Annotated in this window: 10 protein-coding genes and 4 pseudogenes; 10 read left to right on the top strand and 4 right to left on the bottom strand. The window is 68.0% G+C overall.

From position 1 onward, the window contains the following. Positions 1-354 precede the first annotated feature (354 nt). From G412_RS0117880 to G412_RS0117855, 5 genes are all read left to right on the top strand, one after another. Positions 355-849 (top strand): cupin domain-containing protein, encoded by a 495-nt coding sequence (locus G412_RS0117880; RefSeq protein WP_028813280.1) that lies wholly within the window; start codon positions 355-357, stop codon positions 847-849. A gap of 771 nt (positions 850-1,620) precedes the next feature. After that, a complete protein-coding gene (locus tag G412_RS34970; RefSeq protein ID WP_051338439.1) occupies positions 1,621-2,724 on the top strand; it encodes a phospholipase D-like domain-containing protein in 1,104 nt (367 codons plus the stop codon). Between the two features lie 258 nt (positions 2,725-2,982). Then, entirely contained in the window at positions 2,983-3,582 is a 600-nt protein-coding gene (locus G412_RS37220) for a DUF4328 domain-containing protein (RefSeq protein ID WP_028813279.1), read from the top strand. 53 nt (positions 3,583-3,635) lie between these two features. Beyond that, positions 3,636-3,944, top strand: coding sequence for a hypothetical protein (locus tag G412_RS0117865; RefSeq protein ID WP_028813278.1), 309 nt, complete (start codon positions 3,636-3,638; stop codon positions 3,942-3,944). Positions 3,945-4,457: 513 nt separating this feature from the next. Further along, the gene (locus tag G412_RS0117855; protein WP_028813276.1) at positions 4,458-4,907 is read left to right on the top strand and encodes a nuclear transport factor 2 family protein; all 450 of its coding nucleotides are present in this window, start codon (positions 4,458-4,460) and stop codon (positions 4,905-4,907) included. A 24-nt stretch (positions 4,908-4,931) separates the two neighbouring features. On the opposite strand, the pseudogene G412_RS38210 reads toward G412_RS0117855, so the two are convergent. After that, positions 4,932-5,763 (bottom strand): annotated as a pseudogene (locus tag G412_RS38210) (IS5 family transposase); the annotation flags it as partial. 88 nt (positions 5,764-5,851) lie between these two features. Between G412_RS38210 and G412_RS34960 the strand changes: the two are divergent. The 3 genes and pseudogenes from G412_RS34960 to G412_RS38205 form a co-directional block, all read left to right on the top strand. Continuing rightward, positions 5,852-6,449 (top strand): annotated as a pseudogene (locus G412_RS34960) (transcriptional regulator); the annotation flags it as partial. A gap of 196 nt (positions 6,450-6,645) precedes the next feature. Continuing rightward, positions 6,646-6,900 (top strand): hypothetical protein, encoded by a 255-nt coding sequence (locus G412_RS34955; RefSeq protein WP_037649130.1) that lies wholly within the window; start codon positions 6,646-6,648, stop codon positions 6,898-6,900. Positions 6,901-7,207: 307 nt separating this feature from the next. Continuing rightward, a complete protein-coding gene (locus G412_RS38205; RefSeq protein ID WP_078607103.1) occupies positions 7,208-7,408 on the top strand; it encodes a type II toxin-antitoxin system VapB family antitoxin in 201 nt (66 codons plus the stop codon). 91 nt (positions 7,409-7,499) lie between these two features. Here G412_RS38205 and istB read toward each other — a convergent pair. Continuing rightward, positions 7,500-8,257: pseudogene (gene istB, locus G412_RS34950) on the bottom strand (IS21-like element helper ATPase IstB). A gap of 1,162 nt (positions 8,258-9,419) precedes the next feature. On the opposite strand from istB, the gene G412_RS0117835 reads away from it, so the two are divergent. Together G412_RS0117835 and G412_RS0117830 are read left to right on the top strand one after the other, a co-directional pair. Continuing rightward, complete coding sequence (locus tag G412_RS0117835) at positions 9,420-9,755, top strand: hypothetical protein (protein WP_157839121.1); 336 nt, start codon at positions 9,420-9,422, stop codon at positions 9,753-9,755. A gap of 116 nt (positions 9,756-9,871) precedes the next feature. After that, positions 9,872-12,076 carry a M48 family metalloprotease gene (locus tag G412_RS0117830; RefSeq protein ID WP_078607101.1) on the top strand — a complete coding sequence of 735 codons (2,205 nt, stop codon included), beginning with the start codon at positions 9,872-9,874 and terminating at the stop codon, positions 12,074-12,076. A gap of 331 nt (positions 12,077-12,407) precedes the next feature. On the opposite strand, the pseudogene G412_RS39170 reads toward G412_RS0117830, so the two are convergent. Both G412_RS39170 and G412_RS0117820 read right to left on the bottom strand, forming a co-directional pair. Further along, positions 12,408-12,945: pseudogene (locus tag G412_RS39170) on the bottom strand (transposase); the annotation flags it as partial. A gap of 155 nt (positions 12,946-13,100) precedes the next feature. Further along, positions 13,101-15,179: a SpoIIE family protein phosphatase gene (locus G412_RS0117820; RefSeq protein ID WP_028813272.1), complete on the bottom strand. Its 2,079-nt coding sequence runs from the start codon at positions 15,177-15,179 to the stop codon at positions 13,101-13,103. Positions 15,180-15,293 lie beyond the last annotated feature (114 nt).

Raw genomic sequence — 15,293 nt, 5'->3', positions numbered from 1 at the left:
GTTGCAAGCACCGGTTCGACTGAGCCTGTCCCGGCTGCGGCAGGCGGGGCGGCCAGAGGCAGATGAGGTCGGCGTGAGGTCACTCTTCCCCGCGCAAACAGGCGGACCCGACATCATCGCTCGAACTGGTAGCTGGCCAACGCGAGGAACAACGCCTGGTCCTCCCCCCTCAGTACGGGCACCCGCGGCTTCGCCCGCGAAGAGGGCAACGCGACAGAGGCGGGAGTAACCAAAATTGACCCGTGATTCGGGTACAGGAATGCACCCGGCAATAGGTCCCTTCGTTGTTCAGACTTGTTTACACAAGGCCGCGGGAGATGCCCGTAGCCGCAGCTCAGTCAAGGGAGTACGACCATGAGCGCCACCATACTCACGCCAGTTCTCACGCGCGCCGCTACTGCGGAGACCACGAGTGACCCCAGCAGCGTCATGACGCTGCTGGCGGACTTCGGCACCGACGGCAGCTCACTCACCAGCTACCGCTCGCAGTTCGCCGAAGGCGCGGTTGGTGCGCCGGCCCACTTCCACACCCGCGCATCCGAACTCTTCTTCGTCATCGGCGGCTCCTTGCAGGTGCTCGTCGACGACGTGGTCAAGGTCCTCGACGCGGGCGATCTCCTGCTCGTACCGCCGAACACTCCGCACGCTTTCGCTGCGGCTCCCGGCGCGGAAGCCGACGTGCTGTTCGTCTTCTCTCCGGGCATGCCGCGCTTCGACTACCTCCGGCTGCTCGGCCGGGTGATGCGGGGTGAGGCGAGCCCGCAGGAGATCAAGGAGTCCTCCGAGCACTTCGACAACCACTACGTGGACAGCCCGCAGTGGCGAGCCGCGTTGGAAGCCGCACACTGATGCGACCGCTGCAATAGCTACCGGCCAAGGTCGTTTCTTCGGAAGCAATCGCGCGTTTGTCGGGCGCTTGTGAGGCACCCCGGGCGTTGGGCCTCTGCGTACAGGTACTGGTCGTCGGTCGCGGACGTGGATGAAGGCACCTTGAGGCTCCTCCTCTCACCTGTAGCCGGATCGGCGCAGGCGGGCAACGTCATGGGAAGCACTTCGCCGACATGCTCGACGGGAAACGGCACTGCGCCCTTTGCCGACCGATGAAACGACCTGGGGAGCCACTGCCGTTCGACGGCTCGCCGGAAAGGCCGCCCGTCGACGCGCTGGCCGTCGGTCTCGCCAAGGCACTGGGGGGTTGAGCGGTGTGCGTCAACCGCATGCAAGCTGGCACGACAGGGACCGTGACCGGCGCCACGTTGGGATGTTCGACTGCGACCGGCGGACCGGGATCGCGCAGGCGGTGGCTTGGCTTGCTCAGCGCCTCGTACACCACTGGGGCTTCTCAGGGTCGGTGGCAGCCCCCGGGCCCTGCCTGGGTAGGTTCACCGTTCGTGATCAAGATCAACTTTGCCCGGATGGCGACCACAACAGCAGCCACCCTCGCCCTCCTCGGCACCACAGCCCCAGTGCCCGCTCTCGCGGACGGCGGCACGCCCGCCCCTGCGGTGACGACCGGCGCACTGTTCAACGACCCCACTAGCCCCGACCCGGCACGCACTGACGCGATACCCACACACCTCGCCCGGCTCATCGACGGCGCGGTTCCCGGGTCCCGACATCATGATCTCCGCGTACGTGTTCGGCTCCAAATGGGTGGTGGAGCGGCTGAACGCGGCGCACCTGCGCGGGGTGAACGTTCAGGTGATCCTGGACAGCGAGACCCGCCGGCCCTGGGAGGGCGGCCCGATGTACGACCTGCTCGCCGCAGGGCTTGCGAAGAAGCCGGCCGGCTCGGGCGACGCCTGGGTGCGGCTGTGCGCCGACAAGCAGGCGTGCCTGGCGAAGGACCCGAACCCGGCAGACGGCTGGCCCAGAGTCAACCACAACAAGTTCTACCTGTTCTCCCGCACCAAGGGCAGCGCCACCGCCACCGTGCCGGTGGACAACGTGGTCGTGCAGTCCTCCGCGAACATGACCACCTGGGACCGGCGCAAGTCCTGGAACGACGCCCTGACGGTGGCAGACAACCACGCCCTGTACGGCGCCTACGCCGCCTACTTCAAACGTCAGGCCGAGGCGCAGGCGGACCCGTCCAAGCAGGTTTCCGACGTGCTGATGGACACCCGGGCGGGCCGGGCCAAGGCATACTTCTTCCCCCGGGCGACCACGGACGTCATCGTCAACATCCTCAGCACGGTGGACAACCCGGTCAACGGGAAGCCGGCCTGCTACGGCAACGACACCGGCTACGGGACCGCCGACGGCCGCACGGTGATCCGCGTCGCGATGCACGGGATCACCCGGCCGGAAGTCGCGCAGAAGCTGTGGGACCTCGACGACGCGGGCTGCTACGTCGACGTCGTCTACCGCGACCTCGACGCGTCGGGGACCGCGGTCGAGCAGATCCTCAACAAACCCACCCGGTACGGCGGTATCGACCTGCACAAGCTCTACGACGCGGCGGGCGGCACGCACACCGCCACCCACACCAAGTACCTGCTCATCGAGGGCACCTACAAGGGCAAGAACAACCAGAAGATCGTCTTCACCGGCAGCCACCCCTACACCAAGTCGGGCCTGATCGGTAACGACGAAGCCCTCCTGAAGTGGGACGACTCCACGGACCCTGAGCACCGCACCGCCTCTGTATACGACGCCTACCGGGAGAACTTCCGCACCCAGCGCGCCACCGCCGACGCGCAGAACACGCAGCCGCAGCCGTAGCCGTAGCCGTAGCCGTAGCCGTAGCCGCAGCCGTTACGACGGGGCGCACGGCGTCATCGAACGCGCTGGTCAAGCCACGGCCAGAGGCCCGCTGGGGCCCCAGGGCCTGTCTGACACTTTCCGCCGCGGGTCCGGCCCGGTCGTGTCCAAAGGGGCGTCACCCCTTTGGACGCCCCGCCGGAACGCACCTACTATGCCGGTGATCATCGCCGCCGTGACGAACCACGGCGGCGTCACCGTATCCCTGGGGGGACATTCATGAACGCGTACAACGCGCCGGTCGGACCGGCCGCCGCGCGGGCGCCCCGCTACAGATTCCGCAAGCCGAACGGACCGGCGCTCCTCGTCCAGTCACTGATCGCCACCTCTGCCATCACCGACGTCTACATCATCGCGACCGGCGGCAAGGACTCGCCATGGCTCGCCGAGGACCTGGTTCCGCTTCCGGCCGTGCTCCAGGTGTCGTGCTGGATTTCATTTCTGGTCTGGTTCCACCGCGTCCGCTACAACGCCGAGGTCCTCGCCCCGGGCAGCCACAAGTACACCCCGGGCTTCGCCGTCGGCGCCTGGGTCATCCCGCTCGCCATGTGGTGGTTGCCGCGCCGCATCACCCTCGACATCCACCGGGCCGGCGGCCCGCCCCGCGACGCCTGGCTGATCAACGCCTGGTGGTTCGTCTGGCTCCTCGACGGCCCTCTCTCGGTCGCCTTCCACCTCTTGGTCCTCGACCAGACGGACTACCGCAACCCGGTCGACGAGAGCCTCAACATCCTGTGCGCGATCCTCGCGATCGCGGTCATCCGCCGCGTGACCGCCGCGCAGCCGGCCGGCCCCCTGCCGTACCTCAACATGACCTGAGCCCTGGACGCGCGGGCGTCGCCTGCTGGCATCGGACGGAAAGGAACTGCTGAATGCGCAGCTCAGGACGGCCATGGCTCAGGGTCCTGGGCTGGGCTCTGTTCATCGTCGGCATGACCATGTTTTTCATCAACGCCGAGGCTCTCATGAACAGCAACGCCGTTGAGTGCGACGGCAGCCCGATGAGACCCGGCCAGTGGTGCATGAGGGTAGGTGGCGAATCCTTTAGCTACGACGAGGAGAAGAAGAACGAAGCCCGTGGAGAACTCGTCGGCTACGCCGGGGTGGGCCTCGGCACCCTCGGTATCGTCGTCTTCATCAGCGATGGGATCACCACGCGGCGAGAGAACCGAAAACGCTAGCTGTCAGTGTGGAGCGTGTTGAGGGCCGCCTGGGCCGCACCTGCCGGGATCCTCGTTTCCGCGCTGGATGCATGGCGCCGTTACGCGGCCCCGATTGGCGGCGACCAGGCACGCGGCGGGCGAGCCGCCCTGGGCGGGGGTACGACGGCCGGCGACGAGACGCCGGCCATGGGCAACTCCGCCAGGCGGGGGCAGTGGCCCCAGTGTTACGGCTGGGAAGGTCTGGTCGACGTTGACGTAGTACCGGTCGTTGATCTGGTCGGGCCGTGGCAGGATCGCGTCCAGGCCAGGATGCGGTCGTTGACGTAGTAGGCGCGTAGCAGTCCGCCGGCAATGCTGTTATGGCGCTGGGGGACGGCTCGTACGGAGTAGCCCAGTAAGCGTGGCTGGCGCCTTCGAGTGTCGAGGCGAACGGAAGCACGCGGCTAGGGCGTTGCGGAAGTGCCGACCGCGCTGCACAACGATGTCTGATTGCCGCCAGCACGAGCCTGATGTGGTGATCAAGCTGGCGGCATGACGATGTCATCCACTACAGACTCAGTGACAGTCCTCACCGGCATGTATGCGGCTGAGGCGGAGTACTTGGCGGCTGGAGGCCCTGGCGAGGCTTCGTTCGATCTGCTCGCCCCCTTCTTTGCGCCGGATGTCGAGCTGCATCAGGCAGATGCTCTGCCCTATGGAGGCACTTGGCGTGGGCACAACGGCATGACGCAGTTCTTCCTCATGATGGGAGAGGTGTGGGAGTCGTTCGACATGGTGGAGCAGGAGTTTCTTGCCACCGGTGAGACCGCGGTCGTGCTCACACAGGTCCGTGCGCGCGCTCGTGCGACCGGCCGTGAACTCAGCTTCCCGATTCTGCAAGCGATCACGGTCAAGGACGGGCGGATCACCGAGGTTCGTCCCTTCTACTGGGACACGCGGGCGGTCGCCGACGCCTGCGCCGTGCCGACACCGACAGACTGAGGTCGACGGCAAACCTGCTGGCCACAGCCATCCGTTAAGGACTGTCACCAGCACGGTCGCCTCGTAGCGGACGGCAAGCTTGTCGTATCTCGTGGCCACGGCCCGGTGACGCTTGAAGCGGTTGATCCCGCACTCGACCGCGTGGCGCTCGCGGTAGTCGGTCTTGTCGAACTTCGGCGGCCGACCGCCTCGGGAGCCGAGTTTCTGGCGGTTACGGACTCGGTCCGCCGGGACTGGAATGGTCGCCTTGATACCGCGTCTTCGCAGGTAGGTCCGGTTGCGGCGGGAGTCGTACGCCTTGTCGGCCCGCACATGGTCCGGTCGCCTACCGGGTCGAACAGAACCGATCCTCGGCACCCGGATCGCGTCCAGGACCGACTCGAACTGCGGAGAGTCGCCTCGCTGCCCAGCCGTGATCAGCACCGACAGAGGCTTCTGCCCCTGCTCGACGGCCAGGTGAATCTTGGTGGTCAGACCGCCTCGGGAGCGTCCGAGGCCGTGGTCGGCCGGCTCGACGGCGATGCCGCCGGGCGGCTCCTTTTGCAGATCCCCCCTCTCGCTGCCCCGGCTGCGTGCTGGTGGGCCCGGCAGACGGTTGAGTCGACATTCACGTCCCAGGTGATCAGGCCCTTCGCATCCGCCTCGACCTGGAGCTGGGTGACGATCCTGGCCAGGTGCCATCGCGCTGCCAGCGGCGGAAGAGGTCATAGACCCGGTCTCAGGGCCCGTAGCGTTCCGGCACGTCCCGCCAGGGGGCACGTGTCCGGGTCCGCCACGGTATGCCGTCTATCAGCTGCCGCCGCGTCCACACCGGCGGACGGCCCGGTTTGATGCCCTGTGGCAACAACGACTCCAGCCGGGCTCACTGGCCATTCGTCAGAACACCACGTCCCACAGAACGTGATCACCACGACCAAGATCGCAACCAGGCCGCCCAGGGCTAGCAGGACATACACCTCGCACGCCTTTCCGTCTGCTACAGCCTGACTTCCCAGGTATTGACGAAGATCGGCAAGTACGCCCAGTCGCGGCTCAGTGCTGACCGGGCGACCATCTACGCCGACCAGTCCGGATCGCCGCTCGTCCCCGCCGGCGGCGGTCCGGGAACTGAGCATCGTGCTCCGCCACCAGGACCAACAGGCCGCAGCGCAGCGGCACATCCTCGTGGCGGTCACCAAAGTGGAGGACACCGGCCTCAAGACCGGAGCGCAAGCGTCGGCGTACGCCCAGATGCTCTGCACCACCTCGTACACGGCGCTCGGTGACGCGGGTGCCGCCATCGAGGCCGGACGCGGCCTGCGCGCCGCCCAGTTCAAGACCGCCGAGCACAAGGGACGCATGCATACCAGCCTTGGCCGGGCCTGGTGGCAACGGGGCAAGCCGGAACAGACGGCCGCTGAGCTGCTGTCCGCTTTGCGGGCCTCGCCGGGCGAGGTCCGCGACCGGCCAGCCATCCGGAGAATCGTCAGCGACCTGCGCTCACGGCACAGCCAAGTAGTTGGGGTGCGCGAGCTGGTCACGGCCGTCGGATCAAGTGCCTGACCCCCATCTGCCACGGCCGTATCGCGTTGCCCCGGGGCTGGGTGAGCCCACCATGGGTTCTCTGACGGGTAAACAGTTGGACCTACAACGGAGCTCGACGAGGTCGGTGTGCGCCCCCGTGCCCCCGCCCTCCCGAGCCCCAGGGCGGGGGCACATGAGACACCGCCAGGAGAAGTACAAGGCAAAGCTGCGGCGCATGGCAGAGCAGAAGGCAGCCGAGTGTGAGACCCGTCGTCCCGTCTGCGCTAACTGTGGGGCGGAGTTCGCCGCTGACCGGTGGAAGGCAGCCGCGGCGTACCCGATGCCGGGACGGCGGTGGCACCCGACCCTGTGCGACTCGTACGAGGGCCAGGCTGTCGAGGCCGATCAGCAGGCCGACGGCGAGCTCCAGGAGCAGGACCAGGTACCAGATCAGAAGGCAAGCGGCTGGTTCTCACGCCTGCGCACCTGATCCGGGCAAGCCTTCCGCCGGCGAGGTATGGGCGCTGGTGCGGACGGGCCTGCTTCCCCTGGTGTGCGGGGTGTTCACCATGTGAGGGCCTCCGCCTGGGCGTCGTCGAGGCTGTGGTTTCGTAAGCGAGAGTGAGCAAGTTTGTAGACGGTCTCGGGCAACACTTGGCGATCAGACAGCTCGAAAATGTCGATGTGAACCGACAAGCTGGGGCCGGTCCGTCCCCGAGTGCGCCATCGAATCGTGATCATGCGCCAACGGCCTTGAGCGGTTAGAGTCCGGGCACGACACGACGAAGGGGAGAGCCGTGGCCAAAGTTAGTATCAGTATCGATGCCGAGTTGGTGGTAGAAGTGATGGTTCTTGCTGGTGTTGGATCGCCCCAGGACGCCGTCGAACTAGTCGTCCGCGACTATATCGCCCGTGGCCATCGCACGGAGGCACGCACGGAACTCAAGGACCAGCGTCTGCGCGAGGTAGAAATCAAACCGCAGGAGTCACAGGGTTGATCATTCGCAGCGTCCATCGGGGAAGGACCAGGAGTGATCAGCCTGCGGCGGTGCCCTGTGCCCAGGCCGCGCTGGTGCTGGCGAGCCGGTATTACTCGGTGCCAGTCTCGATGATGTGCCCGCCGAAAGTGAGCCTGTCGACGATGGCCGCGCAGAGTCGTGGATCGGTGAACGTCCTGGTCCATCCTCCGAACGACTCGTTGGAGGCGATGGTGACGCTGTTCTTCTCCTCGCGTTCGGTCAGCACCTGGAACAGCAGCTCTTCCCCGCGTCGGTCCAGCTCCATGTAGCCCAGCTCCTCTATGCAGAGGAGATCCACGCGTCCGTAGCGGGCGATGGTCTTGGTCAGGATCTTCTTGTCCGCGGCTTCGACCAGTTCGTTGACCAGTTTGGTGGCGAGTGGCGAGTGGCGAGTGTGTAGCGGAGTCGGAAGCCGGCCATGGCGACCTCGGTGCCGAGCGCGATGTGCAGGTGGGGATTGCCGGTGCCTGAGTCGCCAATTAGGCAGAGCGGCAGGGGCTTCTTGACCCATTCGCAGGTCGCCAGGGTGTGGATGACAGTGGCGTCGATGTTCGGGTTGGCCTCGAAATCGAAGGCCCGCAGCGGCTTCTTCCGCGGGAACTGCGTTGCCTTGATGCGCCGTTCGGAGCGTCGGCGGGCTCGGTCGTCGCGCTCGGCCATCAGTAGTTCGGCGAGGAAGCCGCTATAGGACATGTGGTCGCGGGCGGCGGCTTCGGCCGGGTCAGGAAACTGAGCCCGGATGGTCGGCAGCCGGAGCATGCAGGATGCCTGGTCGACGGCGGCGGTGGCGGCCTGTTCGGTCAGCCCGCGGTGGCGTTTGAGCGTCACGGCATCTCTCCCTGGATGGCGGGCGGTCGGTCGGCTGCTGGGCTTGCGGCAGCTGGTCGTAGGCCGGGACTGAGGCAGCGGCCGGGCGTCGGGCGGCAGCTGGGCAAGCCACCGTTCGGTCAGAGAGCTCACGTTCGTCCCTTCCGGCTCGGAGGGGATAACGGGGTCGCGACTCGTCGGCTTCGGCCGCCTTCCAGGCCTCCAGGGCGACCGCGTCCGCGGTCAGGGCGCCGACCCTGAACGCGGAGGCAAGTCCGGCGACCAGGTGTTCGTGGGCGACGTGGCGGCCCATCAGCAGGACTTTGATCAGGGCCCGGGTGCCGTCCCGCTCGTTGTGAACGGCCTTCGCCTGCCATGCCCTCGGCCTTTGGGACAACCTCCGCTGTTCGTCGCGGCTGGGCTGCCCGTGACACCGCAGCACCGGCCGACCGGGCCTACCCGACGCGCTGGGCGCCGCATGACGGCGGGCAGCGCGTGCGGCCGCGACCTCCACCGCCGACGTGGGGCCCCTTGAAAAGGCCGAAGTGGTGGCTGATGGTGCGCTTGGGCGCCTGTGGGCCGCTGCCTCTGAAGGAGCAGACCACCCGTCCGACGGCCGAACTACGGACTCCCCTACGCCCAGCTCTCGCCAAGTTGCGGCCGTCAGCCGCCTCCGTCGCTATGCTCGGCTCGTTATCGCCTTCACATGGCCCGTCCTATGTCTCTGGTGACTCGACGCAGCACCCGCCGCTGGACCTTAGCAAACATGGGTGACAAGTTCCTTGCCACCCTATTGGGGGGCAGCGCAGGGAGTGCGGGCGATGGGCAGAGGGTACGGCACATGCATGTGCCGTCACCGGGGGGGATGCCGGACACGAGACGGCAGGGCAGAAGGGGATGGGTAATGGCCATGCCATGGCGCCGAATTGTGCGGAGTTCAAGGGCGCGCGGAAGGGGAGGGCGCTGCGGCCCCTGTGTGAGCCACGGTGAGGAGGAGTGGGCCGTTGTCGCCGGTCTGGGCCGAGAGGCTGTGGCACGAGTCTGCCCTGCGGAGCAGGGGCTGTTCGATGCTGTGTTGGCTGAGTTCCGGGCCAATCCACGTGGTGCGACTGCCGGGCGCCGGGTACAGGCTCCGGTGGGGATGGGAGTGGACCTGGCGCTGGTCACCCCTCAAGTTTTGTGGATGGCTTCCCTGCTCGTCTCGGCGGTGGCGGGCAGAGTGGCGGACAAGGCCATCGGTGCACTGAGCCAGGCCACCCGCGAGCGGACCGCTGCCCTGTTGCGCCGCCGTCGCAACAGGGCGGGCGACGACGATGGGGAGCCGCAAAGCCCGGACTGCCAGGAGAACGACTCCGCGAGCGGTGAGGGAAGGCCCGGGCTAGGTGCCGAGCAGTTGCGTGAGATACGGCTGCTGCTCGAAACGGGCGCGGCAACCCTGGAGATCACTGAGGACCGGGCCCAGCAGATCGTCACCACGGTGCTGAACATTCTGGAGGATCCGGCTCAGGGCGCCTCGTGACCGCACCCGCATCCAGCCCTCCGTGCCCGGCAGATGAAGGCGGCCCAGCGACGGAGTGGCATCCAGTAAAGCTGCCCTCGCCCGGCCGCGCCCGGTACGCGCTGCTGCTGCTCGTCATGCTTCTGGCTGGCAGCTATGTCGGGTGGAGGACCTATAACCTCGCCTACGGCAGCGAGGCGAGAAAGGCTCAAGGTCGATGTGCTGCGGAGTTCAACCGTGCGGCGGAGGCCATCGGTCCAGTCGATCTGTCCAACGTGGAGCGGTGGGACGCGGCGGTCACGCGCCTTCACGCCTGTGCTGCGCCTATGAACAATACGCAGAGCTGGTTCGTGCTGGGGGCCACGGCGCTGACGCTCGGCCTTGGCCTGGCGCTGATGTGGCTGCTGCCCCGCCTGCTGCTGCGTAAGGCCGGCCGTCGCAGTCCTGCCCCGCCCGCATGGCAGGACTGGGCGGAGCAAGCCGCCCGTGACCTGGGGCTCTCCCGGACCCCGGAGGTCTTGTGGGGTGGGCTTCGGCTGCGCGAGGCGTTCACGCTGAATCGCCGCAGGCGGGCACGGATTATCCTCCCGCCGGGAGCCCTGGGCCTGCCGCCCGAGCAGGTCGAGGCCATCATCCGGCACGAGACGGCACACGCCGCCGCCGGAGACGTCACCCTGGTCTGGTTGACCCGTGGCGTCCGATGGGCCGTACTGGCAGTCCTGCTGATCCCCGAGCTGCAAATCTATTTTTCCTTTTGGCTGCCTAAGGTGGGCACGGTGCCTGTCATCGCGCTGCTCACATCTCCCTTGTCGTTCCTACTAGGGCTTATCAACCTCTACAGCCTGGAGTACGCCCTGCGGGTTCTGTTTCTGCTGGCGGTGGCCTTTCTGGTGGCGGCAGCGCTGCTGCGGCGCCGCGAGTACGAAGCGGACCTGCGCTCGGTCCACGGCCGCTCCTCCACCGCGCTGGAGAGTCTCCTGGCCGGCACCTCGACCCGTGATGTGCGATGGTGGCGCCGTCCGCTGGCCCTGCACCCCGCAGCCACCCACCGCCTGACCGCCCTACGCCACCCCGAACTGGCCCAGCATGGCTCCATGACCGGAGCGGCAGCCATCGGCCTGCTAGCAGGCATGTCGGTGCCGGCGCTGTCGTTCACCCTTCCCCAGGGGCCGTTCAAGCTCGTGCCGTGGGGCGACTCGCTGGACAGCGCGGGATTGATAGCAGGTCTGGCGGTCGCGGTGACGTGGGGCGTGCCTCTGTGGCGCAACGCCCTGACCGCCGGCATTCTGGGGCACCCCGTACCACCCCGTCGTCTGCTGCTGGCCCTCCCTGCAGGCGTGCTGATGGGACTTCTGACACCGATATGGTCCACCGGCCTCACCTTCGAGCTGGGGCTACTGCCACTTGGCACCTGGATCACTTTGGCGACCGTGCCCGTCGCCGTGGCAGGCGCGGCGGGGTGCAGCTGGGCACTGGCAAACCTGTGGTCCCGTCGGTACGCCGGAGGCGTCCTGACAAGCCGGCATTGGCTGGTTGTCGCTGCCGTCAACGCGGCCCTGTTCACCGGCGCGTTCTGGTTCGGGTTGGGGACTGCCAGAAGTCTCCAGATCTACCGTGAGGATCAGACAACTGGCGGCTGGATGGACTGGTGGAACGGATACATCAGCCACGCATTGGCCGGCACGCCTGCTGTGGTCGGCACAGCGATGGCCGCTTTTGCCCTGCTGACCTCGTGGTGGCTCCTGCGCCGTCCCCCTGGCTATATGCGCCGGGCAGCGAAACGGCGGTGCCTGGACAACACCCCGATCCTGACCGTGCACACCGTGTTGGTCGTCAGCGCAGCCGCCGCGGCCGGCGGACTCATCGCCCGCTGGACGATCCCCCTGACCCAAGGACCGGGCGGGCCCGAGGAGACCTTTCACTTCGCCAACATGTGCGCGCCGGCACTGGCCGGCGCCGCCTGCCTCGGCACCCTGATCCTCCTGGCAGGAGCCCGCGGACTGCCCACCGCCATCGCCGCCGCACCCCTGACCACCGTCCTCGTATCCTTTGGCGAATGGGCCCGCCACCTCACCAGCTGGCTCTACCCCATGGACATCGCCCAGGTCCTGGCGGTCAGCCCACTGGCTCTGCTGGGACTGTTCCTGCTCACGGCCGGGCTCCCGGCGGCACTGATCCGCAGCCGCACCCGTCCGCCCCGCCCCCGAGCCGCCCTCATCGCCGCCCCGCTGATCGCCGCACTACTCGCCGCAGGCCTCGTAGCCGCAGCTCTCCAAACACGCCCGGCCTTCTTCATCTCCCCACCGCAAGTGTCCGTCAGCGACATTTCCACCGAGTTTTGAGTGGCTGATGACCAGGTCGCCAGCGCGAACGCCCACAGCTTCGCTCCGTCTGAGGGCATCCCTGCACGAAGTTCAAGGTCCCTGTCGGCGTACACGTGAACGTGGCCCTGGCAACCGCGCAGGACGGCACCTGGTGCCTGCGCTGGCGGCCCGGTGCCCGCGAGCTGGCCAACCCCGCGCCCTGCACCGCATGCGACACCACGCCCCGGACGCGGTGTGGAAGGCCGGGCGCCCGGCGGGAAGCGGACCCGGCGCTGATGTTGCTCATCGGCCTCAACTCCCGCTGCAGCGCCCGCCGAGTGATGGGTAACTGGGCCAGACATCGTGAGCCCTTGGTCAGATGCCTGGTCACGGTGATGGCGGCCCAGGTGATCAAGGTTTCGGAGTGCTGGATGAGCCGTTCGTAGTCGCGTGCATGCCGGCGGGCGCGCACGATCCGAGCCAGTGAGCGCTCGACGACCCAGCGGCGCGGCAGGACGACGAAGCCGGAGGTGTCCTGGGGACGGCTGACGGTCTTGACCGTCAAGTTGAGGTGCTTCTTTGCCCAGGTCACGAGCTTTCCGGCGTAGGCGGAGTCGGCCCAGACGATGGTGATCTCGGGGTTGGGCGAGGCGGAGGCAGAAGAGGATCTCTTTGGCTGCGTCGCGGTCGCTGAGGGAGACGGGGGTGCCCATCACCATCAGAGGCAGGCCGCGGGTGTCGACTACGAGGTGCCGCTTGCGGCCGTTGATTTTCTTGCCCGCGTCGCAACCGCGGGTGGCGCGGGAGACGGTTTGGGCCGCGCGGACGGACTGGGAGTCGATCACGGTGGCGACCGCACAGGGCCCTTTGCTCATCTCGCGGCGGATGCGGCCGGCGAGGTGGTCGCGGGCAGCCGGATGGGCGGCCGCATGCGGGGCGGCGGATACTGACCACAATGAACCCGCTCGACGCCGGCGCGGACTCCGCGCTGGGAGATATGGCAGCCGTTGTTCGGTTGTCCCAGGCGCTCGATCCGTCGGAGTTGCGGCTGCTGGGGTCGGGGTTAGCGGCGTATGCGGGCGATGAGCAGGGCGACGTCGTCGTGGTCGTCGGGGTGGCGCAGCGCGGCCAGGAGGTGGTCGCAGGTGTATTCGAGCTCGCGGTGGGGGCCGCCGAGGAGCGTTACGAGGGCGTCCAGGCGGGTGTCGATGTCCTGGTCCCGGGTCTCCACCAGGCCGTCGGTGTAGAGGACCAGCTGGTCGCCGGGGTCGAGGTCGATGGCGGTGGTACGGAAGGGGACGCCGCCGACGCCCAGCGGCGCGCCGGTGGGCAGGTCGAGCAGTTCGGGGGCGTGGCCGGTCCGCATACGGACGGGTGGCAGGTGGCCGGCGGTGGAGATGCGGCATTGCGCACTGTGGGGGTCGTACAGCGCGTAGGTGCAGGTGGCGAAGTAGGGGTCCAGGCCGGCGGTGATCCGGTCCAGGTTGCGGAGCACCTCGGTCGGTTCAAGGTCGAGGCCGGCGAGCGTCTGGGTGGCGGTACGCAGTCGTCCCATGGTGGTGGCGGCCTTGATGCCACTGCCCATGACGTCGCCGACGACGAGGGCGGTCTTGTGGTCGGGCAGCGGGAGGATGTCGTACCAGTCGCCACCGACCTCACTGGCGACGCCGGCCGGCTGGTAGCGGGAGGCGACCTCCAGGCCGAACAGCCGCGGCGGTGGGTCGGGCAGGAGGCTGCGCTGGAGGGCCAGGGCGGTGTCGCGCTGCTGCTGGTACCAGCGGGCGTTGTCGATACAGACGGCGGCGCGAGCGGCCAGCTCGCCGGCCAGGGTGGCGTCGTCTTCGGTGAAGGGCTGCGGGTTTCGGGCGCGTACGAGGTCCAGGGCGCCGATGACCTCACCGCGCGCGATCAACGGCACAGCCAGGTAGGAGTGGACACCGGCCCGGGCCATCAGCGCGGCGGCCCGCGGGTCGCGGGCGATGAGGGACAGATCGGCCTCGCCCACGTGGGGCACCATGACGGGCCGGCTGGTGTTGACGGCCCGGGTGACCAGGCGGTCGGCGTCGTAGCGGGTGACTTCGCCGGGAGGGTCGGCCGCCGCGGCGGCCTCGGTGGGGTAGGCGACAGCGACAGCCAGGGCGCGGAACAGCGCCGGTCCGTCGGCGGGAACGATGGTGCGCTGGCCCGTCAGAGCGGAGTCGAGCACGTCCACGGCTGCCATGTCGGCCAGCTCCGGCACGGCAACATCGGCCAGCTCGCGGCAGGTCTGCTCAAGATCCAGTGTCGTGCCGATGTGCACCGAGGCGTCGGCGACCACAGCCAGCCGATGACGGGCCCGGTCGGCATCCAGAGCAGCGCGGTGCCGGTCGGTGACATCCACCGCCGAGGTGGCCACGCCCAGCACCGTCCCACCAGGGTCTTCCAAGCGGTAGTACGAGATCGACCAGGCGTGCTCGGCGTCGGGGTCGGCCTGGGTCCGGCCGATGATGTACTGATCCAGCAGCGGAATGCCGGTGGCCAGGACCTGGCGCATCCCGGACTCGATGCTGTCGGCGTCCAGGAACGGCAGCGCTTCTCGCGCACTCCGCCCGAGGTGCTCCTCGGCCGGCAGACCGTTGATCCGCTCCAGTGCCGGGTTGACCATCACGTACCGCAGATCGGTGTCCAGGACGGCCAGCCCGATCGGTGACTGGTCGACCAGCCGCACCGACAGCGCCAGGTCCCGCTCCACCCGCTGCAACGTTGACTGATCAGTGGCCAGGCCGAGGGCGTACAAATCGCCGCGGTCGTCCAGCAGTCGCATGTTGCGAAACTCCAGCAGTCGCGTGCCACTGTCCTTGTGGCGCACCGGAAAGACGCCCGCCCAGCTCCCCTCACCCTCCATGACCTGGGCGAACAACCGCAGCACGAGATCAACATGCTCCTCCGCCACCAGCAGCTGCGCCGCGAACTGGCCGAGCGCCTCCTCAGCGCTGTACCCCAGCAAGGCCTGGGCCTGCGGGCTCCAGAACACGATCCGCCCGTCGGCGTCCAGCACGATCGCTGCCACGCCCAGCACATCCAGCAGCCCACCCGGCGGCGAAGGGCCCAGCTCCGCTCGTCCGGCGGGACCAAGATCAGCCCGGAACCCCTCTGCATCCATGGCCGGCTGCTCCTTCCAGCCCGCTGGCACGGTGGTGATCGCACTGCTTGCAGCGGGCGACGACGTGGCCTCTTCCATCGTCGCCCTGTACCAGGGGCCCCGCAGTACACGCCT

The organism is Streptomyces flavidovirens DSM 40150 (assembly GCF_000429085.1).
GTDB lineage: Bacteria > Actinomycetota > Actinomycetes > Streptomycetales > Streptomycetaceae > Streptomyces > Streptomyces flavidovirens.
Note: the sequence above shows the minus strand (reverse complement) of the source record. Positions and strands in the feature narration are given on the sequence as shown.

Coding starts and splice junctions, on each gene's coding strand:
- G412_RS0117880 (WP_028813280.1), top strand. CDS start 355: ATGAGCGCCACCATACTCACGCCAGTTCTCACGCGCGCCGCTACTGCG.
- G412_RS34970 (WP_051338439.1), top strand. CDS start 1,621: ATGATCTCCGCGTACGTGTTCGGCTCCAAATGGGTGGTGGAGCGGCTG.
- G412_RS37220 (WP_028813279.1), top strand. CDS start 2,983: ATGAACGCGTACAACGCGCCGGTCGGACCGGCCGCCGCGCGGGCGCCC.
- G412_RS0117865 (WP_028813278.1), top strand. CDS start 3,636: ATGCGCAGCTCAGGACGGCCATGGCTCAGGGTCCTGGGCTGGGCTCTG.
- G412_RS0117855 (WP_028813276.1), top strand. CDS start 4,458: ATGACGATGTCATCCACTACAGACTCAGTGACAGTCCTCACCGGCATG.
- G412_RS34955 (WP_037649130.1), top strand. CDS start 6,646: ATGGCAGAGCAGAAGGCAGCCGAGTGTGAGACCCGTCGTCCCGTCTGC.
- G412_RS0117835 (WP_157839121.1), top strand. CDS start 9,420: ATGGCTTCCCTGCTCGTCTCGGCGGTGGCGGGCAGAGTGGCGGACAAG.
- G412_RS0117830 (WP_078607101.1), top strand. CDS start 9,872: ATGCTTCTGGCTGGCAGCTATGTCGGGTGGAGGACCTATAACCTCGCC.
- G412_RS0117820 (WP_028813272.1), bottom strand. CDS start 15,179: ATGGATGCAGAGGGGTTCCGGGCTGATCTTGGTCCCGCCGGACGAGCG.